22 protein-coding genes and 2 pseudogenes are annotated in these 24,010 nt (G+C 66.4%); 12 read left to right on the forward strand and 12 right to left on the reverse strand.

Annotated features, from left to right (window positions below; all coding sequences use genetic code 11):
- A complete protein-coding gene (gene dnaN, locus QE373_RS18375) occupies nucleotides 1-1,101 on the reverse strand; it encodes a DNA polymerase III subunit beta (protein ID WP_042612143.1) in 1,101 nt (366 codons plus the stop codon).
- A gap of 274 nt (nucleotides 1,102-1,375) precedes the next feature.
- A complete protein-coding gene (gene dnaA / locus QE373_RS18380; protein ID WP_057509026.1) occupies nucleotides 1,376-2,731 on the reverse strand; it encodes a chromosomal replication initiator protein DnaA in 1,356 nt (451 codons plus the stop codon).
- Nucleotides 2,732-2,985: 254 nt separating this feature from the next.
- On the opposite strand from dnaA, the gene rpmH reads away from it, so the two are divergent.
- From rpmH to QE373_RS18410, 6 genes and pseudogenes are all read left to right on the forward strand, one after another.
- Nucleotides 2,986-3,126, forward strand: coding sequence for a 50S ribosomal protein L34 (rpmH, locus tag QE373_RS18385; RefSeq protein WP_006404565.1), 141 nt, complete (start codon nucleotides 2,986-2,988; stop codon nucleotides 3,124-3,126).
- Between the two features lie 5 nt (nucleotides 3,127-3,131).
- Nucleotides 3,132-3,626: a ribonuclease P protein component gene (gene rnpA, locus QE373_RS18390; protein ID WP_309689427.1), complete on the forward strand. Its 495-nt coding sequence runs from the start codon at nucleotides 3,132-3,134 to the stop codon at nucleotides 3,624-3,626.
- On the forward strand, nucleotides 3,626-5,320 hold the full coding sequence (yidC, locus tag QE373_RS18395; protein ID WP_309689429.1) for a membrane protein insertase YidC: 1,695 nt from the start codon (nucleotides 3,626-3,628) through the stop codon (nucleotides 5,318-5,320). The genes rnpA and yidC overlap by 1 nt, the downstream gene beginning before the upstream one ends.
- Nucleotides 5,321-5,395: 75 nt before the next feature.
- Nucleotides 5,396-6,748, forward strand: coding sequence for a tRNA uridine-5-carboxymethylaminomethyl(34) synthesis GTPase MnmE (gene mnmE / locus QE373_RS18400; RefSeq protein ID WP_309689431.1), 1,353 nt, complete (start codon nucleotides 5,396-5,398; stop codon nucleotides 6,746-6,748).
- 184 nt (nucleotides 6,749-6,932) lie between these two features.
- A pseudogene (locus tag QE373_RS18405) lies at nucleotides 6,933-7,154 on the forward strand (PDDEXK nuclease domain-containing protein); the annotation flags it as partial.
- Between the two features lie 97 nt (nucleotides 7,155-7,251).
- Nucleotides 7,252-8,343: a glycerophosphodiester phosphodiesterase gene (locus QE373_RS18410; protein WP_309689433.1), complete on the forward strand. Its 1,092-nt coding sequence runs from the start codon at nucleotides 7,252-7,254 to the stop codon at nucleotides 8,341-8,343.
- A gap of 4 nt (nucleotides 8,344-8,347) precedes the next feature.
- Here QE373_RS18410 and QE373_RS18415 read toward each other — a convergent pair whose 3' ends face one another.
- The 3 genes from QE373_RS18415 to QE373_RS18425 form a co-directional block, all read right to left on the reverse strand.
- On the reverse strand, nucleotides 8,348-8,551 hold the full coding sequence (locus tag QE373_RS18415; RefSeq protein ID WP_057509031.1) for a hypothetical protein: 204 nt from the start codon (nucleotides 8,549-8,551) through the stop codon (nucleotides 8,348-8,350).
- 228 nt (nucleotides 8,552-8,779) lie between these two features.
- A complete protein-coding gene (locus QE373_RS18420; protein WP_309689435.1) occupies nucleotides 8,780-9,556 on the reverse strand; it encodes a rhomboid family intramembrane serine protease in 777 nt (258 codons plus the stop codon).
- Between the two features lie 136 nt (nucleotides 9,557-9,692).
- Complete coding sequence (locus QE373_RS18425; RefSeq protein ID WP_309689437.1) at nucleotides 9,693-10,649, reverse strand: TerC family protein; 957 nt, start codon at nucleotides 10,647-10,649, stop codon at nucleotides 9,693-9,695.
- 373 nt (nucleotides 10,650-11,022) lie between these two features.
- On the opposite strand from QE373_RS18425, the gene QE373_RS18430 reads away from it, so the two are divergent.
- The gene (locus tag QE373_RS18430; RefSeq protein ID WP_309689439.1) at nucleotides 11,023-12,189 is read left to right on the forward strand and encodes a class I SAM-dependent rRNA methyltransferase; all 1,167 of its coding nucleotides are present in this window, start codon (nucleotides 11,023-11,025) and stop codon (nucleotides 12,187-12,189) included.
- Between the two features lie 93 nt (nucleotides 12,190-12,282).
- Entirely contained in the window at nucleotides 12,283-13,512 is a 1,230-nt protein-coding gene (locus QE373_RS18435) for a dipeptidase (RefSeq protein ID WP_309689442.1), read from the forward strand.
- Nucleotides 13,513-13,616: 104 nt separating this feature from the next.
- Here the strand turns inward: QE373_RS18435 and QE373_RS18440 are convergent, their stop codons facing one another.
- From QE373_RS18440 to QE373_RS18450, 3 genes are all read right to left on the reverse strand, one after another.
- The gene (locus QE373_RS18440; RefSeq protein WP_057509036.1) at nucleotides 13,617-15,044 is read right to left on the reverse strand and encodes an amino acid permease; all 1,428 of its coding nucleotides are present in this window, start codon (nucleotides 15,042-15,044) and stop codon (nucleotides 13,617-13,619) included.
- Nucleotides 15,045-15,180: 136 nt separating this feature from the next.
- Nucleotides 15,181-15,813, reverse strand: a complete 633-nt coding sequence (leuE, locus tag QE373_RS18445; protein ID WP_057509037.1) for a leucine efflux protein LeuE — start codon at nucleotides 15,811-15,813, stop codon at nucleotides 15,181-15,183.
- A gap of 208 nt (nucleotides 15,814-16,021) precedes the next feature.
- Nucleotides 16,022-16,942, reverse strand: a complete 921-nt coding sequence (locus QE373_RS18450) for a LysR family transcriptional regulator (RefSeq protein ID WP_309689446.1) — start codon at nucleotides 16,940-16,942, stop codon at nucleotides 16,022-16,024.
- 92 nt (nucleotides 16,943-17,034) lie between these two features.
- Here QE373_RS18450 and QE373_RS18455 point away from each other — a divergent pair, with 92 nt between their 5' ends.
- The 4 genes from QE373_RS18455 to QE373_RS18470 all read left to right on the forward strand — a co-directional run bounded on the left by QE373_RS18455 (nucleotide 17,035) and on the right by QE373_RS18470 (nucleotide 20,984).
- Complete coding sequence (locus QE373_RS18455) at nucleotides 17,035-18,042, forward strand: zinc-binding alcohol dehydrogenase family protein (RefSeq protein ID WP_309689449.1); 1,008 nt, start codon at nucleotides 17,035-17,037, stop codon at nucleotides 18,040-18,042.
- A 335-nt stretch (nucleotides 18,043-18,377) separates the two neighbouring features.
- The gene (gene rmuC / locus QE373_RS18460; protein WP_309689451.1) at nucleotides 18,378-19,940 is read left to right on the forward strand and encodes a DNA recombination protein RmuC; all 1,563 of its coding nucleotides are present in this window, start codon (nucleotides 18,378-18,380) and stop codon (nucleotides 19,938-19,940) included.
- Between the two features lie 54 nt (nucleotides 19,941-19,994).
- Complete coding sequence (locus QE373_RS18465) at nucleotides 19,995-20,378, forward strand: hypothetical protein (RefSeq protein ID WP_309689454.1); 384 nt, start codon at nucleotides 19,995-19,997, stop codon at nucleotides 20,376-20,378.
- A gap of 63 nt (nucleotides 20,379-20,441) precedes the next feature.
- Nucleotides 20,442-20,984, forward strand: coding sequence for a glutathione peroxidase (locus QE373_RS18470; protein ID WP_309689457.1), 543 nt, complete (start codon nucleotides 20,442-20,444; stop codon nucleotides 20,982-20,984).
- A 458-nt stretch (nucleotides 20,985-21,442) separates the two neighbouring features.
- Here QE373_RS18470 and QE373_RS18475 read toward each other — a convergent pair.
- From QE373_RS18475 to mlaD, 4 genes and pseudogenes are all read right to left on the reverse strand, one after another.
- Nucleotides 21,443-22,448: pseudogene (locus QE373_RS18475) on the reverse strand (VacJ family lipoprotein).
- 1 nt (nucleotide 22,449) lies between these two features.
- Nucleotides 22,450-22,764 carry an STAS domain-containing protein gene (locus QE373_RS18480; RefSeq protein WP_309689459.1) on the reverse strand — a complete coding sequence of 105 codons (315 nt, stop codon included), beginning with the start codon at nucleotides 22,762-22,764 and terminating at the stop codon, nucleotides 22,450-22,452.
- The gene (locus QE373_RS18485) at nucleotides 22,754-23,413 is read right to left on the reverse strand and encodes an ABC transporter substrate-binding protein (protein ID WP_309689460.1); all 660 of its coding nucleotides are present in this window, start codon (nucleotides 23,411-23,413) and stop codon (nucleotides 22,754-22,756) included. Before QE373_RS18485 ends, QE373_RS18480 begins: the two co-directional genes overlap by 11 nt.
- Nucleotides 23,410-23,943 (reverse strand): outer membrane lipid asymmetry maintenance protein MlaD, encoded by a 534-nt coding sequence (gene mlaD / locus QE373_RS18490; protein ID WP_042612192.1) that lies wholly within the window; start codon nucleotides 23,941-23,943, stop codon nucleotides 23,410-23,412. The genes QE373_RS18485 and mlaD overlap by 4 nt, the downstream gene beginning before the upstream one ends.
- Nucleotides 23,944-24,010 lie beyond the last annotated feature (67 nt).

The following is a 24,010-nucleotide window of genomic DNA, read 5'->3' on the forward strand; positions in this document are numbered from 1 at the left end:
TCAGAGACGCAGCGGCATCACCACGTGACGCGACTTCTCGCTGCTGGCTTCACGAACCAGCGCAGAGGAGTTCGAATCACGCAGCTGCACGATGACGTACTCATCGCGCAGTGCGGAAAGGGCATCCAGCACGTAGTTCACGTTGAAGCCGATCGCGAGATCGCTGACCGTAGTTTCGGCCTCGATCTCTTCCTGGGCTTCTTCCTGCTCCGGGTTGTGCGCGCTGATCTTCAGGTTGCCCGGCGAGACTTCCACGCGGATGCCGCGGTACTTCTCGTTCGACAGGATCGCGGCACGCTGCAGCGAGGCACGCAGTGCTTCACGATCGACCTTGACCTCGCGATCGGCGCCAATCGGAATCACCGCCTCGTAGTCCGGGAAACGACCGTCGATCAACTTCGAGGTGAAGGTCACATCGTCGCGCTTGACGCGCACGTGGCTGCGACCGACTTCCAGCTCGATCTCACGGTCGCCGCTTTCCAGCAGACGCTGCAGCTCGGTCACGCCCTTGCGCGGCACGATGATCTGGCGCTTGGAACCGCTGGGCTTGGCCAGGTCCGTTTCGCACAGCGCCAGGCGGTGCCCGTCGGTGGCAACGGTGCGCAGCGTATCGCCGCGCAGGTCGAACAGCAGTCCGTTGAGGTAGTAGCGCACGTCCTGCTGGGCCATCGCGAACGCGGTGCGCTCGATCAGCTCCTTCAGGGTGGCTTCGCCAATGGCGACGCGCTCGGTGGCTTCCACTTCGTCCACCGATGGGAAGTCGTTGGCTGGCAGGGTTGCCAGGGTGAAACGGCTACGCCCGGCCTGCACGGTGATCTTGTCACCGGTCTGCGAGACGGTGATCCGGCTGCCATCGGGCAGGGCGCGGATGATCTCGAAGAGCTTGCGGGCGGGAATGGTGGTTTCGCCGTTCTCGGCGTCTTCAACTGCGATCCGCGACACCATTTCCACTTCCAGGTCGGTACCGGTCAGCGAAAGCTGCCCGTCCTGCACCTGTACGAGGAAGTTGGCCAGAACCGGCAAGGTCTGGCGGCGTTCGACCACATTGACGACTTGCGCCAACGGCTTGAGAAAGGCTTCGCGCTGCAGTGTGAAACGCATGTGGTTCCGTGCCCCTATGCTTTAAAAAATATGGAATAAATCAAAAGCTTGGTGGTGATGGTAGAGCCAGAATTCAGGGAAAACACACTTAAGTATCTGAATACAAAGGGTTTTAGTGCATCGAAACCCTATGGAATACCGCCCTTCAAAGGGGGGGAAAGCTGTGGATGGAATTCCCTGGATCTGGAACGCCTTTTTTATCCACAACATGCCCCGTGCTTGCCCCCGGATTCTGCACCGTTTTGTGCGATGACGCCTTACCGGCGTATGTGCATCATTCGCTCAGCTTGCGGATGAGCTTGTCCCAGTCTTCCCGCAGCTTGCCGTCGGTTTCCATCAACGTCCGGATCTGGCGGCAGCCGTGCAGCACCGTGGTGTGGTCCCGCCCTGCGAAGGCGTCGCCGATCTCGGGCAGGCTGTGCTCGGTCAGTTCCTTGGTCAGGGCCATCGCGACCTGGCGCGGACGGGCCAGCGACCGGGTCCGACGCTTGGACAGCAGATCCTTGATCTGCAGGCCGTAGTAGTCGGCGACGGTTTTCTGGATGTTGGGAATGCTGATGGCCTGCTGCTGGGCCCGAAGCAGATCGCGCAGGGTTTCCTGGGCGAACTCCGTGGTGATCGCACGGCCAGTGAAATTGGCCCGCGCGGTCAGGGTATTCAGCGCGCCCTCGAGGTCGCGCACGTTGGAGCGCATCTTCTTGGCTATCAGGAACGCCACATCGTCGGGAATCTCAGCGCCACGTTCGCGAGCCTTGGCCAGCACGATGGCGGCGCGGGTCTCGAAGTCCGGTGGCTCGATGGCCACCGACAGGCCCCAGGCAAGTCGCGACTTCAGGCGCGCTTCCAGGCCTTCGACTTCGCGCGGATACCGGTCGCAGGTCAGGATGATCTGCTGCTTGCCGTCGAACAGCGCGTTGAAGGTGTGGAAGAATTCTTCCTGGGTGCGGTCCTTGCCGGCGAAGAACTGGATGTCATCGATCAGCAGCGCGTCCACCTGCTGGAACTGGCGCTTGAACTGATCCATGGTCTTTTCCTGCAGGGCCCGGATCATCGCGCTGAAGAACTGTTCCGAACGCAGGTAGAGCACCTTGGCGTGCGGGTTGGCTTCGCGCATCGCGTTGCCCGCCGCGAACATCAGATGGGTCTTGCCCAGCCCGGTGCCGCCGTACAGCAGCAGCGGATTGTGCGCGCGGTCACCCGGACGCTGCGCCGCCTGGAACGCCGCCGCCAGACCCAGCTGGTTGCTGCGGCCTTCGACGAAGTTGGCGAAGGTGTAATGCGAATCCATGTTGCCGGCGAACGGCACCACCGGCGCACTGGCTGCAGGCGGCAGCGCCGGCGAGGCACCCCCGGTGAACAGCCCCGGATTCGGCGCGATCTGCGTCTCCATGGGGCGGGGACGCGAGCCGATTTCAAGAAAAACGTCGCCAAAACCAGCGAAGTGGGTCAGCAGTTCGCGGATCCTCGGCAGGTACAGCGAGCGCACCTGGTCGACGATGAAGGCATTGGGGGCGAAGAGGATCAAGGCGTCAGCGCGCAGATCAGCCTGCAGCGGCTTCAGCCAGGTGTGAACGTCTTCAGGCGGGAACTCCGCTTCAAGGCGTTCCAGACAACGGGACCAGGCATCCATCGGCAATAATCATCTTGGGCCGGTGGTCAGGCGCTTGAAAGCACCGTCCCGACAGGCCGGAAAGGGGGAAAAGGATGACTCAGACTACCATCGCCGGGCGGCCTCTGGAATGCTTGTCCCACAGTTATTCACAAAATCATCCACAGCTATTGCACAGCCCCATGAAATCGCGTAGTCACAAGGGCTTGACGCGAGGGGGTAAGTACCTCTAGAATTTCCGGTTCTTTCCGTCCATTTCATACGAGAGGCCCAACATGGCCACCAAGCGCACTTTCCAGCCCAGCAACCTCAAGCGTAAGCGCGACCACGGTTTCCGTGCCCGTATGAAGACCGCTGACGGCCGCAAGATCCTGTCGCGTCGCCGCGCCAAGGGCCGCAAAGTCCTGAGCGCCTGATTGCCATGCCGCTGTCCGCGGCAGACGCAATCCTTCCGATAGTGAGTACTGCTGACCCGCGCAAGCGATTCCCTCGCTCTGCGCGGGTTCGCACGCGTGCCGAATATTCTACGGTCTTCAACGGCGCCCGCCGGGTGTCCGAACCGCTGATGACCCTTCACTGGCTGCCAGAAGACCGGCAGGCCAGGATGGGTCTGGCCGTTTCACGCAAGGTGGATCCGCACGCCGTAGGGCGTAACCGGATCAAGCGCGTCCTGCGCGACGCCTTGCGACATTGCCGCGCTGACCTGCTGCCGGGCGACATCGTCGTCGTGGCACGTAGTGCTGCGCGTGCCGCCAGCAACGATGAGATCCGCCAGGCCTTCCTGCGCCTGTTGCGACGCCTTGGTGCATTGCCCGCCCCGGTCGTGGACGGCACAATGCCGCCTTCCGACGGCGTCGCATCGCCTTCTTCGAACGAGCCGGCACCACGCCCCGGCACCGCAGAGCCTGTCCGCTGATGAACCAGACCCGTATTTTCCTTATCTTTGCCTGGCTGATGGTGGCCGTGCTGTTGTGGATGGAGTGGGGCCGCGAAAAGGCCGCACCGCCGGTCACGCAGACCACCACCGCCGTCGCCGCTGCCAACCAGACCGTTCCCGGCGCCACGCCCGGCGGCGTGCCCGGTGCGCAGGTTCCCGGCGCCGATGCTGCGGCGACCACCGCACAGGCAACGGCCACGCCGGCCACCCAGCGGGTGACCGTCACCACCGACGTGCTGCGCCTGGTGCTCGATGGTGGCCGCGTGCTGGACGCCGAGCTGCTGCAGTTCCCGCAGACCAAGGCCGACAACAGCCCGCCGGTGCGCCTGCTGACCGAAGACGCCGCGCATCCGTACAGCGCGATCAGCGGCTGGGCCAGCGAAGACAAGAGCGTGCCGGTTCCGGGCGCCGATGGCTTCAAGCTGGTCGGTGACCAGCGTGAGTTCGTGCTGGCCGACGGCCAGAAGGAACTGCAGATCCCGTTCGTCTGGAACGGTCCGAACGGCGTGGTGATCGACCGCACCCTGACCCTGTCGCGCAACGAGTACGCGATCAAGGTCAAGGACGTGGTCCGCAACCAGGGCACGGCCCCGTGGAACGGCTTCGTCTACCGCACGCTGGACCGCAGTCCGACCATCCTGTCGCGCAGCATGACCAACCCGGATTCCTTCAGCTTCAACGGCGCCACCTGGTTCAGCACCGAAGGCGGCTACGAGCGGCGTGCCTTCGCTGATTACCTGGACGACGGTGCACTGAACAGGAACATCACCGGCGGTTGGCTGGCGATGCTGCAGCATCACTTCTTCACCGCGTGGATCCCGCAGTCCGACCAGGTCGCGCACTACGTGCTGTCGCAGAACAACGGCCGTGACCAGATCGAAGCGCGTGGACCGGCGTTCAACGTCGCCCCGGGCCAGCAGGTCAGCAGCGAAGCCCGCCTGTGGGTCGGCCCGAAGCTGGTCAACCAGATCGCCAAGGAAGACGTGAAGGGCCTGGACCGCGTGGTCGACTACAGCCGCTTCTCGCTGATGGCGGTGATCGGCCAGGGTCTGTTCTGGGTGTTGAACCAGGTGCACAAGCTGGTCAACAACTGGGGCTGGGCGATCGTCGGCCTGGTGGTGCTGCTGAAGCTGGTGCTGTATCCGCTGTCGGCGGTGCAGTACAAGAGCGGTGCGAAGATGCGCCGCTTCCAGCCGCGCATCGCGCAGCTGAAGGAACGCTACGGCGATGACCGCCAGAAGTTCCAGACCGCGATGATGGAGCTGTACAAGAAGGAAAAGATCAATCCGATGGGCGGCTGCCTGCCGATCCTCATCCAGATGCCGATCTTCTTCGCTCTGTACTGGGTGCTGGTGGAGTCGGTCGAACTGCGCCAGGCGCCGTGGCTGGGCTGGATCCAGGACCTGACCGCGCGTGATCCGTACTTCATCCTGCCGGTGATCAACGTGGCGGTGATGTGGGCGACGCAGAAGCTGACCCCGGCGCCGGGCATGGACCCGATGCAGCAGAAGATGATGCAGATGATGCCGATCGTGTTCGGCGTCATGATGGCCTTCATGCCGTCCGGCCTGGTCCTGTACTGGGTGGTCAACGGCGGCTTGGGCCTGCTGCAGCAGTGGTGGATGACCAAGCGCCATGGCGGCGATCCGGTCCCGGCCATCGCCAAGAAGTAAGCCACACAGGAACCCGCCGCAAGGCGGGTTTCCTGCTTCTGGCCGTCTGCAGACCAACGCCGCACAATGATCGTCATGGATACCACCGCTACCGACACCATCGTTGCCATCGCCACTGCCGCCGGCGCCGGCGGGGTGGGCATGCTGCGCCTTTCCGGACCGCGCGCGGCGACCATCGCCCACCTGCTTGGGGCACCCGTGCTGCGCCCACGCCACGCGCACTACGCAAGGCTGCGCGATGCCGGCAACGAGGTGATCGACGATGGCATCGTGCTGTGGTTCCCGGCCCCGCACAGCTTCACCGGCGAAGAAGTGGTGGAACTGCAGGGCCACGGCAGCCCGGTCGTGCTGCAGCAGCTCGTCGCCCGCTGCATCGCGCTCGGTGCGCGCCAGGCGCGGCCGGGTGAGTTCAGTGAACGCGCATTCCTCAATGGAAAGCTGGATCTGGCCCAGGCCGAGGCCATCGCCGACCTGATCGCGGCCGGTGACCACCGCGCCGCACGCGCGGCACGCCGTTCACTGGACGGGGTGTTCTCGCGCCGCGTGGACGAGGTGGCCGAACAGCTGGTCAGGTTGCGCATCCACGTCGAAGCGGCCATCGATTTCGCCGACGAACCGCTGGATACGTTGGGGGGTGAGCAGGTGCGGCGCGGCCTGCTGCAGGCACGCGAAACGCTGGCGCTGCTGCGCCGCGATGCCGAACGCGGCCGCCGCCTGCGCGATGGCCTGCATGCCGTGCTGATCGGCCCGCCCAACGCCGGCAAGAGTTCGTTGCTCAACGCGCTGGCCGGCAGCGAACGGGCGATCGTCACCGACATCGCCGGCACCACCCGCGACACGCTGCGCGAGACCATCCGGCTGGACGGCCTGGAGCTGACCCTGGTGGATACCGCCGGCCTGCGCGATGGCGGCGATGCGATCGAACGCGAAGGCATGCGTCGTGCGCGGGTGGAGATCGAACGCACCGATCTTGCGCTGATCGTGCTGGACGCGCGCGATCCCGGCGCCGGTGAAGCGGCGATCGGCGCATCGCTGCTGGACGTGCCGCACAAGGTCTACATCCACAACAAATCCGACCTGCTGCCGGCGGGCACGGGGCAGGGCGGCGACGACCCGGACCGGGTGTTCGTGTCGGCCGCCACCGGCGCCGGGCTGGACGACCTGCATGCGCGGCTGCGCAAGATCGCCAGCGCCGGTGCCGGCGAACAGGTGGACGGCGAGTTCTCTGCACGCACCCGCCATGTCGACGCCATCGAGCGCGCGCAGGACCATGCACTGCAGGCCGATGGCGAGCTGGCACACGAGCACCTGGAACTGGCCGCCGAAGAACTGCGGCTGGCGCACGAGGCGCTGGGTGAAATCACCGGCGCGATGAGCGCCGATGACCTGCTCGGCCGGATCTTCTCCAGCTTCTGCATCGGCAAGTAGCGCTGGGGCCGCTTGGTAGCGCCGACCTCCGTCGGCGTCCGCGCTGGCCGTACACCGTGAGCTCGTCCTGCTCTACTGGCCGGACCCGGCGTTTGTACAAGAGGTGCTTGCACAATTACCGTGGGGCCACCAACTCATGCTGCTGAAGCGCGCCGGTAGCGCCGTCACCAACGTCGAGTTGCGGATGCCCAAGGCACATTCAGACCTCGCCCGCGAAACACTCAAAGATTCCTATCGATTCGACTTTCTTGCGGTAGGACGCGAGGCCAGCGAGTGCGAACTGGAAGACGGCCTGGTGCGGCAGGCCACTGATTTTCTCCTTGAACCGGGTGCCGGTTTCGCATTCGCAGGCAGGCAGGTGCTCATTGAAGTGGCGGGGGAAGAATTCTTCATCGATCTACTGTTCTACCAGACGGCCCGACACTGGCCGGGTGACCTGCCTACCTCCCCCTGTCATATTGCAGACGCATACTCGCCGCATTCGTCATCCAAGGGGATAGTCCGTGAAGTCGTGGGGTTGTGCATTGCTGTTGTCGCTGGCCGTGGCACCATCGTTGGCCATGAGCGCCGAATCTTCATCAGCCGCACCGGGCAAGGCCTCGGTCTATGCCCACCGCGGGGCCAGCGCCCTGCTGCCCGAACACACCCTGGCCGCCTATGCACAGGCCATCACCGACGGCGCCGACTACATCGAACCGGATCTGGTGATGACCAAGGACGGCGCGCTGGTGGCCCGCCACGAGAACGAGATCAGCGGGACCACCGACGTCGCATCGCGCGAAGAATTCGCCGCCCGCCGCACCACCAAGACCATCGACGGTGAAAAGGTCGAGGGCTGGTTCACCGAAGACTTCACCCTGGCCGAGCTGAAGACGCTGTACGCCCGCGAGCGCCTGCCACAGCAGCGCAGCACCGCCTTCGACGGCCAGTTCCGCATTGCCAGCTTCGATGAAATCCTGGCTTTCCTGGTGCAGCAGGCCGGACGCGCCAACCGCGGCATCGGGCTGGTACCGGAGATCAAGCATCCCAGCTACTTCCAGTCCATCGGCCTGCCGATGGAAGACAAGGTGCTCGCTGCGCTGCAGGCCAACCCGTATACCAAGGTGGGTCCGGTGACGCTGCAGTCGTTCGAGACTGCCAACCTGCGCTACCTGCGCGGCAAGATCGGCCGCGGCAGCAACATCCGCCTGCTGCAGCTGACCTGGAAGGGCGACGCCAAGCCGGCCGACGTGGCCAAGGCGGGCGGTACGTTGACCTATGCGCAGATGCTGACGCCTGCTGGGCTCAAGGAGATGGCGACCTACGCTGACGGCATCGGACCGGAGCTGCGTTCGATCATTCCGCTGGACGCCAATGGCGCGCTGGGTACGCCGACTTCGCTGGTGCGCGATGCGCATGCGGCGGGATTGATGGTGGTTCCGTACACCTTCCGCCCGGAGAATCTTTTCATCGCCGCGAACCTGCGCAGCGGTGCCGCCAATGCCCGCAACCCGGAGGGCTCCATCGCCGAAATGCGCGCCTACCTCGAAACCGGCATCGATGCCTTCTTCACCGATGACCCGGCACTGGGGCGAAAGGCTGTCGACGGTCGCTGAGCCGCTACTTGCCGGCAGACAGGCTCGAGCCGCGGCCGCGGCGCAAAGGACAGCGACGCGGATCGCCACATCGACAGCAGCGACGGGCCACGGGATCGCGCGACGCGATATGCAACACCAGCAGGCTTACGACCAGCAGCAGGCCGCCGATCACCAGATACAGCACCATGTTGTCGATCGATGCGCCAGGGGGCGGGAAGACTCCCATGCGGTTTTTCCTTGCAGCGGGTCAAACGGGACGCCACACCCGGCTGGGCCTGTGGGCTCCAGCCGGTACATCTTGGACAAGGCCGCCGAGCCGCGTCTATGACGGAAATTTGAAAGACGAGAGCGCGTGACGACCAACGGTCGTCTCTCACCAGAACGGTCGTCACCCACCAGAACGATCGTCGCCCTCCAGAACGATCGTCGCCCTCCAGATCCAACCGGCGGGCGATCAGCGCGGTGCGTCGTCCTGGCCCGGGCGGCGGAACGGCAGCACCACGTAGTCGTGCCCTTCGCGTGGCTGCCACAGCACCGGCACCTGGCGCGGGGAGGGCGGCTCCAGCTCGTCGTCGGGCAGGGCTTCGATGGAATCCTCTTCGTCTTCCCAGCTGTAGCGTGGGCGGGCGGCCATCGGATCGCTGTTGCGGAACAGCAGCGCGGCGATGATGCCCGCGAACGCCCCGCCCATGTGCGACTGCCAGGACACGCCCGGCGTATGCGGCAGCACGGTCATCAACATGCCGCCATAGAACAGCATGCCGATCAGCCCGGTGGCGATGGCGGCGCGGTCGCGGCGCAGCAGGCCCAGGCTGGCCAGCAGGAACATCAGGCCATGGGTGACACCACTGGCGCCCAGGTGCCGGCTGCCCGGATCCCCCAGCAGCCAGGCGCCGATGCCGGAGCCGATCCACAGCAGCGGCAGCGCGCGCAGGGTGGCCTTCGGATAGACGCTGCCGGCCAGCGTGCCGAGGATCAGCAGGGCCGCGCTGTTGGCAGCAATGTGTTCCACCGACCCGTGCAGCAGCGGCGCACCGAGCAGGCCCAGCAGGCCGGCCATTTCCAACGGCGCCACGGCCCACGGCCGCCAGTCGACGTAGTCCTGCAGCGCGAACACGGCCACCAGCAGCACCACGGCGCCGAGGCTCAGGTTGAAGGCGCGCAGGATGCGCAGGCGATCGGTAGGCGGGGCCGGGTTGTCGCCGGCGGGCACGGGTGCGTTGGCGTTCATATCCAAGCAATGGCGGTGGCCGGGGCGAAACCAACCCCGGCGGGGTGGGAAAGTAAAACGGGCCGGCGGGATAATCCCGGCCGGCCCGTCGTTGCAGCGCGCGCTGCCGGCCCCGCAGGACCGGTAACGCGATCGATCAGGCCTTGTCGTGCTTGGGCGGGATCTTCAGGCTCAGCACCACGGTGACGGCGATGATCAGCGCGACCACGCCCAGCGAGATCGGGGTCGGGATCTTGAACAGGTCGATGATCATCATCTTGATGCCGATGAAGCCCAGCACCAGCGCCAGACCGTAGGGCAGCAGGTGGAAGCGATCGGCCATGCCGGCCAGCAGGAAGAACATCGCGCGCAGGCCCAGCACCGCGAACACGTTCGAGGTCAGCACGATGAACGGGTCGGTGGTGATGGCGAAGATGGCCGGGATGCTGTCCACCGCGAAGATCACGTCGGTCACCGCGATCAGGATCAGCACGGCGAACAGCGGGGTGTACCAGCGCTTGCCGTCGCGCATGACGCTCATCGCATTACCGGCGTACTCCGGCAGCAGGCGCAGGTGCTTGCGCATCCAGCGCAGTGCCGGGTTGGTCTCCAGGTCCGGCTCCTGGCCGGCCGAGAACCACATCTTCCAGCCGGTGAACAGCAGGAAGGCGCCAAACACGTAGAGCAGCCAGTGGAACTTGGTGATCAGCACGCTGCCAGCGAAGATCATGATCGTACGCAGCACGATCGCGCCGAGGATGCCGATGATCAGCACCTTCTGCCGTTGTTCTTCGGGCACCGCGAAGTAGCCCATGATCATCAGGAAGACGAAGATGTTGTCGACGGCGAGGGCCTTTTCGACCAGATAGCCGGTCAGGAACTCCAGGCCGACCTTGTTCGCCACCACCTGGCCGGCGGTCTCGTTCAGGTAGTACCAGAGGCCACCATTGAAGGCCAGGGCGAGCAGCACCCAGCCGATCGACCACCACAGGGCCTCCTTGAAGGTGACCTTGTGCGGGCCGCCGTGGCGCATCAATACCAGGTCGACCAGCAGCGCGATGATCACCACCGCGCCGAAGCCGAGCCATAACCACAAATTACCGATCGTCTGCATGGGTTTGTCCGTTGGGAAAGAGAAAAAGCCGCAAGCCGGACGGCGAGGATCTGCAACGGAGGATCGGGAGGGGGATCCAGGGACAGAGCTTCGCCGGTACGGCGAAGGTCTCGCTCGCAGCCCCGATGTAGTGGGACTGCCGTTGCACCGGAGCCTGCGGGCTCGAATTGACGGCGACAACGTTGGGAGCTACTCCCCTTCTGGCGCCGATTCTGCGGGCATCCCGGCGCCGCGTCAATCGCCGGCTCGTGACGGCCGCTTCAGCCGGTAGTGACGGCCGCTGGCCGTCAACCAGGAATCGCGCGATTGACGGCCAGCGGCCGTCACGACTGCGGACTGCGGCCCTCCCTACCGCAGCGATTACAATAGGCCGATGAATACCTCTGCCCCCTCAGTCCGTCTCAAGAATGCCTGGCGTTCCAGCCACCCGTGGATCTTCCAGAAACTGGTCGAAAAACCGGCCGTCCGGCCCAAGCCCGGCACCATCGTCGATGTCTTCGGCGTGGAAGGGGACTTCATCGGGCGTGGCTTCTACAACGGGCATTCGCGCATTGCCGTGCGCATCCTGGAAACCGACGAGCGCGTGCCGGTCGACGCCGGCTGGTTCTCGCGCAAGATCGCCCAGGCGGTGGAACTGCGTCGCGACACGCTGAAGCTGGATGCGGTCAGTGATGCCTGGCGCGTGGTGCACAGCGAAGGCGACGGCCTGTCCGGGCTGGTGGTGGACCGCTACGGCGACCTGGTGGTGGTGGAGTTCTTTGCCGCCGGCATGTTCCGCCACCGCGAGTGGATCTACGAAGCCCTGAGCGAACAGTTCCCGGGCTGCCGTTTCCACAGCTTCGCCGATGAGCATGTGCAGAAGCAGGAAAGCTTCGACTTCCATGGCAACACCACCACCGAAGCCTCGGTGATCACCGAGTACGGCGTGAAGTTCCGCGCCGACCCGGCTGGCGCGCACAAGACCGGCTTCTTCGCCGACCAGCGCGACAACCGCGAATGGTTGAGCCAGCAGGTCGAAGGCAAGACCGTGCTCGACCTGTGCTGCAACACCGGCGGTTTCGCGGTGTACGCCGCCGCGCGCGGTGCCAGTGAAGTCGTCGGCATCGACATCGACGAGGACGTGATCCAGATCGCCAAGGGCAACGCCAAGCTCAACAACGTGCGGCCGAAGTTCGTGCAGTCCGACATCTTCCCGTGGCTGCGCGATGCCGCCAACCGCGGCGAGCAGTACGACGTGGTGATCCTGGACCCGGCGAAGATGACCCGCGACCGCGACCAGGTCATCAGCGCGCTGAAGAAGTACCTGGACATGAACAAGCTGGCGCTCGGCGTGGTCAAGCCGGGCGGCCTGTTCGCCACGTTCTCGTGCACCGGCCTGGTGGCCGAAGACCAGTTCCTGGACATGCTGCGGCGTGCGGCGTTCTATTCCGGCCGCACCATCCAGATCCTGAAGGTGTCCGGCGCCGGTCCCGACCACCCGTTCATGGCCCACGTGCAGGAATCGCGTTACCTGAAGGCCGTGTTCTGCCGCGTGCTGTAACCGCAACCCGGTGGGTGGCGACCGTGGGTCGTCACATGGACCCGCCAAGGCGCGCAGGATCATGCAGGTCTCCCCGTTCCCGGTGAGACCTGCATGATCCTGCGTCGCCTGCCGCTGCTGCTCGCCCTGGCGCTCAGCACGCCGCTGTCCATCCATGCCATCGATTTCAGCGCCGCCGAACTGCAGCGCGCCACGTCCCTTCAGCAGCGCCTGCTGACCCTGGACAGCCATCTGGATACGCCGGCCAACTTCGCACGCGATGGCTTCGACATCGGCAACCGCCATGACCACAACGCGCTATCCCAGGTGGATTACCCGCGCATGGTGGAAGGGGCGCTGGACGGTGGTTTCTGGGCGATCTATACCGGCCAGGGTGACCGCAGTGCCGCCGCCCATCTGCGCGAACGTGATGCCGGCCTGCAACGGCTGCTCGACATCCGCACCATGCTGGCCGCCAACAGCGATCGCTTCGCGCTGGCGCTGACCCCGGCCGACGCGCTGCGGATCAAGGCCGACGGCAAGCGCGTGGTGTTCATCAGCATGGAAAACGCCAGTCCGCTGGTGGCCGACCCCAGCCTGCTGGGCTTCTACCACCAGGCCGGGCTGCGCATGCTGAGCACCGTGCACTTCGCCACCAACGAGTTCGCCGATTCGGCCACCAACCCGAAGGGGCCGGAGTGGAACGGGCTGAGCCCGGCTGGCCGCGCGCTGGTCAACGAAGCGGTGAAACGGGGCATCGTCATCGATCAGTCGCATGCCTCCGATGCGGTGTTCGACCAGCTCATCGCGATCATGCCGGTCCCGTTCGTGCTGTCGCACAGTTCGGCCAAGGCGATCCATGACCACCCGCGCAATCTCGACGATGCGCGCCTGCGCCAGCTGGCCAAGGCCGGCGGGGTGATCCAGGTGAATGCCTACGGCGGCTACCTGGTGGACCCCGGCAAGAGCCCTGCGCGCAAAGCAGCCGAAGACGCACTGAGCAAGCGGCTGGGCGGCTGGGACAGCATGAGCATCGCGCAGGGCGAGGAACTGCAGCGCGGGCAAGACGCGCTGGACCGGCGGTACCCGGTGCGCCACGCCAGCCTGGATGACTTCTTCGCACACATGGGCCACATCCTCGATGTGGTCGGCCCGGAGCACGTGGGCATCGGCCTGGACTGGGATGGCGGCGGCGGGCTGACCGACCTGCGCGATGTCAGCCAGCTGCCGAAGATCACCGCCTGGCTGCTGCGGCGCGGCTACGACGAAAAGCAGATCGCCGGCATCTGGGGCGGCAACCTGCTGCGGGTGATGCAGCAGGCGCAGGACCACGCCCGACCCTGACCGGCCGGCAATGACGGCCGCTGGCCGTCAGCCACAGACGGTAGTGACGGCCGCTGGCCGTCAGCCCGATATCACCGCGCTCGACGGCCAGCGGCCGTCACCACCTACCGGCCCAGCACCGCATTGCGGCGGCTGTACAGGAAGTACACCGCCAGCCCGATCACGTTCCAGATCAGGAAATACAGCTGGGTGCTGTGCGGCAGGCTGAAGAACAGGTACACACAGCCCAGCGCGGCGGCCGGACCGACGATCCAGGCCAGCGGCGTGCGGAAGGTGCGCGCGCGGTCCGGCTCACGGCGGCGCATCACCACCAGGCACACGCCCACCGCGGTGAAGGCGGCCAGCGTACCGGCATTGGCCAGTGCGGCGATTTCATCCAGCCGCGCCACGCCGGCCAGCGCCGACACCAGCAGCGCACTGAACAGCGTGGTCGCCACCGGCGTGCCGGTGCGCTTGCTGACATTGGACAGGCGGCGCGGCAGCATGCCGTCGCGGCCCATGACGAAGAACACCCGGCTCTGGCCGAACATGAAAGCCAGCAGCACGGTGGGCAGCGCCACGATGGCCACGACGCCGATGATCAGCGCGGCGGTCGGGTGGCCCAGCTGGCGCATGATCAGCGCCAGCGGCTCGGCGCTGCTGCCGAACACCGCATAGCTCATCGCACCGACCGCGGCCAGCGCGACCAGCATGTAGACGATGGTGCAGCCGACCATCGAACCGATGATGCCGATCGACAGGTCGCGGCCCGGGTTCTTGGTTTCTTCGGCGGCGGTGGCGATCGCATCGAAGCCGTAGAAGGCGAAGAAGATGATCGCCGCGGCCGCCATGACGCCGCGCTCCAACCCGTCCGGGCCCAGCGATTTGGCGAAGCCATACGGCATGAACGGCTGCAGGTTGGCGCTGTCGAACGCCGGCAGGGCCACGGCGATGAACACCCCCAGCGCGATCAGCTTGAGCACCACCAGTACGGCATTCAGCGTGGCGCTTTCCTTGGTGCCCAGCATCAGGCCACCGGCCACCAGCCAGGTGATCAGCACGGCCGGCAGGTTGAACACACCGCCTTCCACGTGCGGGCCGGCCGACAGTGCCAGCGGCAGGCGGATGTCGATGCCCATCTGGCTGTTCACCCATTCCAGGAAGCCGACGAAGTAGCCGGACCAGCCGACGGCCACGGTACTCACCACCAGCGAGTACTCCAGGATCAGGCTCCAGCCGACCACCCAGGCGAAGATCTCGCCGAGCGCGGTGTAACTGTAGGTGTAGGCACTGCCGGAGGCCGGCATCATCGTCGCCAGTTCGGCATACGACAGCGCGGCGCAGGCGCAGACCGCACCGGCGATGGCGAAGGAGATCAGCACCGCCGGACCGGCCAGGTTGGCGCCGACGCCGATCAGCGTGTAGATGCCGGTACCGACGATGGCGCCGATGCCCAGCGCGATCAGGTGCGGCCAACTCAGCGTACGGACCAGCTGCCTTCCGGCTTCATGGACGGTGACGGTATCCAGGGATTTGCGCCGGAGCAATGACATGCGGGCCTCGTGGTGACTGGGAACGACAAGTGCCCGAGTGTGACCGAACGCGGCGCAGCATTACTACTGACGGACGCTCATTGACAAACCGCCATGCGTTGCATCAGGCATGTTCTGCCGGAATCGGCACAACGGCTCAGCCATTCAACCCGAGCCGGATGCCGAAGCCCAGCAGGAATACCCCGGCCACGCGCCGCAGCAGGTCACTGACGCGCGGATGCTGGATCAAGCGCCGACGGGCCAGATTGCCCGCGCCGATCAGCAGCGAGCAGTACGCCACGCTGACCACGAAGATGATCCCGGCCAGCGCGGCGAAGGTGGCCACGCCTTGGTGCTGGCGCGGGTCGATGAACAGCGGCAGGAACGCCATGTAGAACAGGATCGCCTTCGGGTTGAGCAGGCTGACCAGGATCGCCTGGCGGAAGTAGTGGCCCGGCGCCAGCCGCACGCTGCCCGGCAGGTCGCCGCCGTCGGCTTTCGGCGTACGCAGCAGGCTGATGCCCACCCACACCAGGTAGGCCGCGCCCAGGTACTGCACGGCATGGAACACGGTCGGGTTGGCTTTCAGCAGCGCGGCCACGCCGGCCAGCGCCAGCCACATCAGGATCTGGTCGCCCACCAGCAGGCCGGCCAGCGCCGTATAGCCACCGCGCACGCCACCGCGGCCGGTGGCGGTGAGCAGGGTGAAGGTGCCCGGACCCGGCAGGGCCAGGAACACCAGCACGGCGACCAGGAAGGTCCACAGGTCCTGGATGCCCATCCACGGCATGGCGGCTTACTCGTTCAACGCAGGGGGCTTCATTGTAGTGACGGCCAGCGGCCGTCACTACCGGGCGCTGGGTTCGGTAGCGCCGAGCCACGCTCGGCGAGCGCAGCGGGGCGGCCGTGACGACCAACGGTCGTCACCCACCAATGCAATCGTCACCCACCAGGCAATCGCACCCGCCAGGCCACGCGCTGACGGCCAGCGGCCGTCACTACCGGGCGCTGGGCAATCCCTGCAGCAACGGCGTCAGCCGCTCGCCCAGGAACCCATGCAGCTGCCGCACCGCCGGCGAAAACTGCTTGCGGTGCGGGCAGACCAGATTCAACGGCAGGCTCTCGCCCTGGCCGTCGAGCAGCACCTGCAGGCGCCCGGCGCGCACGTCATCACCGACATCCAGCCACGATTTGTAGGCGATGCCCTCGCCAGCCACCGCCCAGCGCCGCACCACGTCGGCGTCGTCGCACAGCAGCGCACCACGCACCGCCACCACGCTGCGGCGGCCGTCCTGTTCGAAACTCCAGCGGTCGTGGGTGCGGCCACCCAACTGGTACAGCAGGCAGGCGTGGTCCTTCAGCGCATCCAGGCTGTCCGGTGCCGGGTGCGCCTGCAGGTAGGCTGGAGACGCCACCAGCACGCGGCGGTTGCCCGCCAGCAGCGGCAGGGCGACATAGCTGGCGTTGTCGAAACGGCCCAGCCGGAAGGCGATATCGACCGGATCGCGGAACACATCGGCCACCTGGTCGGACAGCTGCAGGTGCAGCTGCAGCCGCGGATGCGCACGCCGGAACGCGGTCACCCAGGGCAGCAGCACGTTGCGGCCGAGATCGGACGGCGCCGCCACCTGCAGGGTGCCGGCCAGTTCGGCGGCCTCGCCCTGCACCCGCGCCTGACCCTCGCGCAGCGTTGCCAGGCCTTCCTGTGCATAAGGCAGGTACTGCGCACCTTCGGCCGTCAGGCGCAGGCTGCGGGTGGTGCGCACGAACAGGCGCAGGTCGAGCTCGCGCTCCAGCCGTGCGATCGCCGCGGCCACCTGCCCGGGCAGCAGGTCCACCTCGCGCGCTGCACGGCTGAAACTGCCCAGCGCCGCGGTACGCACGAACAGCTGCAGGTCATCGAACCGGACCATTTTCACCACAGAAGAGAAAGTGATGAACGATTCTGCGCCTTTCCAGCGTCACCTGCAGCGTCCATCCTGAGCGCATCCCCCCGCTGCGGAGTCACCCCATGCGCGCTGTTGCCTATACCCATGCCGGCCTGTCGCCGGACGACGCCACCTCCCTGGTCGATATCGATCTGGACATCCCCACCCCGGGCCCGCGCGACCTGCGCGTGGCGGTCAAGGCCGTGGCGGTGAACCCGGTCGACGCCAAGGTGCGCCGCAACGCTGCCACTGAAACCCCGCGCGTGCTCGGCTTCGATGCGGTGGGCGTGGTGGATGCGGTGGGCAGCGAGGTAGCCCTGTTCCAGCCCGGCGACGAGGTCTACTACGCCGGCGCCATCGATCGTGCCGGCAGCAATGCCGAGTACCAGCTGGTGGACGAACGCATTGTCGGCCGCAAGCCGTCCAGCCTGGACGACGCCAGTGCAGCGGCACTGCCGCTGACCGCGATCACCGCATGGGAACTGCTGTTCGACCGCCTGCGCATCGCCGAGGGCAAGGGCGAAGGGCAGACCCTGCTGGTGATCGGCGCAGCCGGTGGCGTCGGCTCGATCCTGGTGCAGCTGGCCCGCCAGCTGACCAAGCTGACCGTGGTCGGCACCGCCTCGCGCCCGGAAACCCAGGACTGGGTGTACGCACTGGGCGCGCACCATGTCATCGACCACAGCCAGCCGCTGTCCGAAGGCCTGGCACGGCTTGGCATCGCGCATGTCGAACACGTCGCCAGCCTGACCCACACCGACCAGCATTACGCACAGATCATCGAAGTACTGGCACCGCAGGGCCAGCTCGGCCTGATCGACGACCCGGGCCAGCTGGACGTGATGGCGCTGAAGCGCAAATCCGCCTCGCTGCACTGGGAGTTCATGTTCGCCCGGCCGCTGCACCAGACCGCCGACATGCAACAGCAGCACGTCCTGCTCAACCGCGTCGCCGGCCTGATCGACGCCGGCGTACTGCGCACCACGCTGGGCGAAAACCTGGGCCGCATCAACGCCGCCAACCTGCGCCGCGCGCACGCGCTGATCGAAAGCCAGAAAGCCAAGGGCAAGATCGTGCTGGAAGGCTGGTAAGCCTCCCAGGCATCGGGGTCGCAACCGGGGTCACGGGCACCGTGGTCAGCGTCCTTTTGCGCGCAAAAGGACGCTGACCCTTCTCTCTTTTCTTTCAACGCGGCTGGCAGCACGCGAAAAACGGTCAGCGGGTGGGGCGGGGAGGTTATGCGGGGCCTTGAGCGGCAGGAGCCGCGAAGAGCTACATGGACGTACTTGCGCGTGCCCCGCATAACCTCCCCGCCCCACCCGACACCCAGCCCTGCTGGAAGCCTGACAGCCGCGAGGGGGTTCCACCCGCTCGACCAACCACCCCCGGCGCAGCGCATGAGACTGCAGCCGCCTAAACTAGCGGCATGGAAACCCAGACGCTTGCTCTACTGGCCGTGCTGTTGCTGGCCGTCATCCTTGTCCTGCTGGTGGTGGTGCTGCGCCGCTCCGGTGGCGGCACCGACACCCACGAGCTGGACGCACTGCGCCAGGCGCTGGCCGACGAACGCGACCGCAGCCTGGCCGCGCAGGTCGACGCCGGCCAGCTGCGTGGACGCCTGCAGTCGCTGCAGGACGACATCGAAGGCGAACGCCGGCGTGGACTGGAAGCGCAGCAGGCGCTCAGCGCAGCACAGGCACGCATCGAACGCGACGCCGCACTGGCCAGCGAGCGTGACACCCGCCTGGTCGAACGCGGCAACGCGCTGCAGCAGTTGCAGGCGCAGCTGGCCGATGCGCAGCAGCAGCTGCACGCCCAGCGCGAGACCTACCAGCAGCTGCATGGCGAGCACACCCGCATGCAGGCCAACCTGCAGCACTCCCAGCAGGCCAGCGACGAACTGCGCGCCTACCTGGACAGTGCCAAGGAGAAGCTGAGCGGCGCCTTCGCCGAACTGGCCGGCAAGGTCTTCGAAGAACGGGGACAGCAGTTCGAGAAGAACGTGCGCCATGCCACCGGTCAGTCGCGGCAGGACATCGAGAACCTGCTGAAACCCTTCACCGAACGCCTGCAGGAATTCCGCGGCCGGGTCGACGTGCTGTATGCCGAAGAAGCCCGCGAACGGGCCAGCCTGCTCGGCGCGGTGGGTGAGCTGAAGACGCTCAACCAGGACATGGCCTCGCAGGCGGCGGCACTGACCAATGCCTTGAAGGGCAATGCGAAGGTGCGCGGCGACTGGGGCGAGCTGATGCTGGAAACCGTGCTGCGCGGCTCCGGGCTGGAAGAAGGCGTGCACTACAAACGCCAGCAGCACGTGGTGGATGACGAAGGCGAACGCCTGCGCCCGGACGTGGTGGTGAACTTCCCGGACCAGCGCAGCATCGTGGTCGACAGCAAGGTCAACCTGGTGGCGTGGCAGGAAGCCATGAACGCGGTGACCCCCGACGCCAGCGGCGAGGCCCTGCTGCGGCATGCCACCGCGCTGCGCGCGCACGTGCGCGACCTCGGCGTGCGCAACTATCCCAAGGCGATGGGCGAAGAGCAGACGTTGGATGTGACCATCGCCTTCGTGCCGATCGAAGGCGCCTTGTCGGCCGCGCTGTCGGCCGATCCTTCGCTGCAGACCTATGCCTTCGACAACAAGGTGGTGTTCGCTTCGCCCAATACGCTGATGGCGCTGCTGCGCGTGGCCGAACGGTTGTGGACGCGCGACAAGGTGCAGAAGCAGGCGTTGCAGATCAGCGATGCCGGTGGCCTGGTGCTGGACGCGCTGATGGCTTTCCTGACCGATTTCAACAACGTCGGCAAGAAGCTCGAAGACGCCACCACCGCGTTCTCCAATGCCCGCAACCGGCTGCAGGATTCGCGACACTCGGCGATCAGCCGCGCGCGAAGGTTGGCCGAGCTGGGCAGCAAGGCCAAGAAAGCGCTGCCGCCTGAACTGCAGCCCGATACCGTGCAGCAACTGGCAGGGCCTGACGAAGAGTAGACACATCGCTTCGGTATCCTCGGTGACCGACCCGCACCATGATGGATACCGCCGATGCGCCTTTCCCTGCTGACCAGCCTGTTGCTGGTGACCTCCCTTGCCGGCTGTGCCTTCGGCGGCAGTCGCCCGGATACCGCCTCGTCGGCTGCCGACACGGTGCCGGCCGTGGCCGCGCTGGATGCCGCCGCCTGCACCGCGAAGGGCGGTGAGCTGCGCCCGCTGGGCCGCCTGCAGCGCGTGCAGTGCGTGGTGCCGTATGCCGACGCCGGCAAGACCTGCAGTGCCAAGGCCGACTGCAGTGGCCAGTGCCTGGCGATCGGCGAAGTGGTTGCCGGTTCGCCGGCCTCCGGCGTGTGCCAGCGCGATGCCAGCGAAAACTTCGGTTGCCGCCAGCGCATCGATGGCGGTGTTGCCCAAGGCACGCTCTGCGTGGATTGAACTCGCGCTGCTGCGCGCCCCTGCGTGATGCCTCCCTTTCACCCTTGTAACCAGGAGTCCGCCGTGACCCAGTCGATCCAGGAAATTCCCGTCACCACCATCGAAGGCCAGCCGGCCTCGCTGGCCGATTACCGCGGCAAGGTGCTGCTGGTGGTCAACGTCGCCTCCAAGTGCGGGCTGACCCCGCAGTACGAGGGCCTGCAGAAGCTGTACGTGGAAAAGCAGGCGCAGGGCCTGGAGGTCCTCGGCTTCCCGGCCAACAACTTCCTCGGCCAGGAGCCGGGCAGCGAAGCGGACATCCAGCAGTTCTGCCAGCTGACCTACGACGTCAGCTTCCCGATGTTCGCCAAGATCAGCGTGGCCGGCGATGAGGTGCATCCGCTGTACCAGCAGTTGATCGCCGCGCAGCCGCAGGCCATTGGCGAAGGCCCGATGCGCGAGCGCCTGGAGGCCAAGGACCTGGCGCAGCCGGCACCGGGCATCCTGTGGAATTTCGAGAAGTTCCTGATCGGCCGCGACGGCCAGGTCATTGCCCGTTTCGCCCCGGACGTCGCAGCGGACGACGCCCGCGTGCGCGAAGCCGTGGACGCCGCACTGGCGGCCTGATCCGGCAAACGGCGGAGCCCCTCGTGGTGGGTCGCACTACAGCCGGGTCACTGGCTTGGGCCGGGCGGGAGGGGCTGGTGGGGGACGGCAAGAGCCGCGTCCTGCGGGCCTCGTGTCGCGCCATCCATGGCGCTCCACGCCCCCACCAACCCCTCCCGCCCGGCCCTGACAGACCGCGCGCGCGTCCCGCCACGTAAGAAAAAAGAAAAGCGGTAGCGCCGACCCATGGTCGGCGGAATCCGTCAGACACCGCGATGAAGAGCCGCCGACCACGGGTCGGCGCTACCGATGGTCCCCGTGGCCCCTCTGGTGGAGGGAGCCCCTGAGTCAGGGGCGGCCGCGAAGCGGCGGGGTGTGGGTGCTGGTGAGGAGGGGCCCACGGTTTGCGCAGCAAAGCGTGGGAGCGACAGCGCGAATGCGATGGCGTGAACCCGCTTTGCCGTTCGCTGCAACGACCGTCAGTTGCCCCACTGCGGCATCGGCATCGCATCCACCGGAATCGGCGAATCCAGGTCGTCCTTGCCGCGGGCATGCTTGCCACGCAGGTCGTTTTCGATCTGGTAGTTGCGACGCTGCAGCCATGCATCACGCACCAGGGCGTATTCGTCCACCGCGCTGGAACGGATGTCATCGGCGGCGAGCAGCTGCGAACGGGCGTCCACCAGCTGCAGGCCCTGCAGGCCGATGCGCACCTTGTCTTCTTCGATCTGGCGGATCGGCGACAGCGGGATGTCACCGGCCAGGCCGAACACATCGCGCACCGTACGCGGGCCGAAGAACGGCAGTTCCACGTAGCGCGACGGACGCCAGCCCCATGCACCGAGCGTCTGGCCGAAGTCTTCCTTGCGGTTGGCGATCATCGCCTTGCTGGCCGGATCGAACAGCCCGCCGACAACCCAGCGTGCTGTTCATCAGGAAGCGGCCCATGGTGTCCCAGGCATCGTCCGGACGGCCCTGCAGGAACTGGTTGACGATGGTGACCGGCGAGCGGATGTTGCTGAAGAAATTGCTCACGCCGGTGCGGGCAAAGCGCGGCACCACGTTGGTGTAGGCCGTGGCCAGCGGACGCGCGACGGCGTTGTCCACCACCACGTTGAAGCGATGCACGCGGCGGTTGAGCGGTTCCCACGGATCGTAGACGGCCGTGGATCCGCCGCTGACCCCATCGCTGCCGTACAGCGCGGCGAAGTCGTCCTCGGTGGCATCGGGCGTTCCATCACCATCGGCATCCACGGCGGCCGGCGCTGCGGCCGTCGGCGTTGCCGGCGCGGCCACTGGAGCGGCTTCGGAGGTGACGACCGCATCGTCCGCCGCGGTGGCGGCCAGCGGCGCGTCGGCGACCGGCGCTTCCGTTGCAGGCACCACGGTGCCGGCGCTGGGCGCGCTGTCACGGGCCGGTTTGGCCGCACACGCGCTGAGCGTGGCGGCCAGGACGAACAGGGGGAGTATGCGTACGACGTTCATGTCAGCTCGCGGCAGAAGGGGCATTGAAATCAAGGTCTGCAGACAGCCGGTAGGCGGCCTCCAGTTCGGTCAGGCCGTCCGGCGAGCCAATGATGGCCAGCGTCCGTCCCTGCTGCCGCGCACGCGCGGCCAGTTCGGCCAGCAGGGCGACGCCGGCGCTGTCCACGCGCGGCACCCCGCTCAGGTCCAGCGCCTGCGCGCCGTTGCCCAGCGCCTGCAGCTGCGGCCACAGCGCGATCACCGCGCTGCGGTCCAGCACGCCGGACAGGTGCAGGGTGCCCTGGTCCAGCCGGGCCTGGGCGCTGTTACTTGCCATTGCCCGGGGTTCCAGCCTGCATGCTGCCACTGCGCAGCTCGGTGGCGACCTGCTTGATGCCCTTCTGGCGCAGCGGGGCGTCGAACTGGTTGCGGAAGGTCTGCACGTAGGAGATGCCTTCGATGTTGACGTCGAAGATCTTCCACTGGCCATCGGTGTTGCGCATCAGGTACTCGACCGGGGTCGGCTGGTCGCCCGAGCGCACCAGTTCGGTGGCCACGCGCACGCCGCGGTTGCCCGGCAGCGCGCTCTCGCCCTTCAGGCGGAAGCTCGGCCTGCCCTGGATGTTCAGCAGGGCCGAACCGTAGCGTTGCATCAGGTTGTCGGCCATTGCATCGGCGAACAGCTTGATGTCGGCATCGGACGCACCGCGCGAATGCGCGCCCAGCACCAGGCGTGCCGCGTAGTCGCGGTCGAAGGTGCGGTTGAGCTCGCTGTTGATGAAGTTGCGCAGCGCGGTCGGGTCTTTGCTGAACTCGGCCTTGCGCTGCTGCAGGGTGGTCATGATGCGCGTGCTGGCATCAATCACGGTCTTGCCGGCCTGGCCCTGGGTAGCGGCGGTGGCGGCAGGTGCCTGCGCCGTTGCCAGCAGCGGGGTGGTGGCCAGCAGGGCCGAAGCGAGGAAGAGCGGGAGCAGTTTCATTTTCATGGTTGGGTTTCCGTAGCGGGCGCGGGCGCGCCGTCGTGGGATTCGTTGGACGGTGCTGCGTCGCCACCGGCGCCGCCACCACTGAACATGTATTTGCCGACCAGCTGGATAAGGTCTACCGCTGGCTGGGTGAACACGATTTCATCACCGGCCTTCAGCACGTCCGGATCGCCGCCCGGTTGCAGGCCGATATAGCTCTCGCCGAGCAAACCGCTGGTGAAGATGCCGGCGGAGGTGTCGGCCGGCAGGTCCTTGAACTTGCCGTCCATCTTGATGGTGACGATGGAGTCGAACTTGACCGGATCAAGGTCGATGGCCGCTACTTGGCCGACGTTGACCCCGCCGATCTTCACCGGTGCCTGCTTGCGCAGCTGGCCGATCTGCGAGAAACGGGCTTTCAGCTCGTAGCCGCCACCGCCCAGGCCCCAGCGCTGGTTGGTCGAAGCGACCGCCAGTACCAACAGCGAGGCCAGTGCCAGCAGCAGGAAGGCGCCGACGGAAAATTCCAGTCTGGGACCGCGGATGGCCATGTTCATTTCACCATTTTTGACAGGTGCCCCGGCATAGACAGGGCGGGAGGTTCAGGTCGTTCCCGCG

The sequence above is a fragment of the Stenotrophomonas sp. SORGH_AS_0321 genome (genome assembly GCF_031453215.1).
Lineage (GTDB): Bacteria > Pseudomonadota > Gammaproteobacteria > Xanthomonadales > Xanthomonadaceae > Stenotrophomonas > Stenotrophomonas chelatiphaga.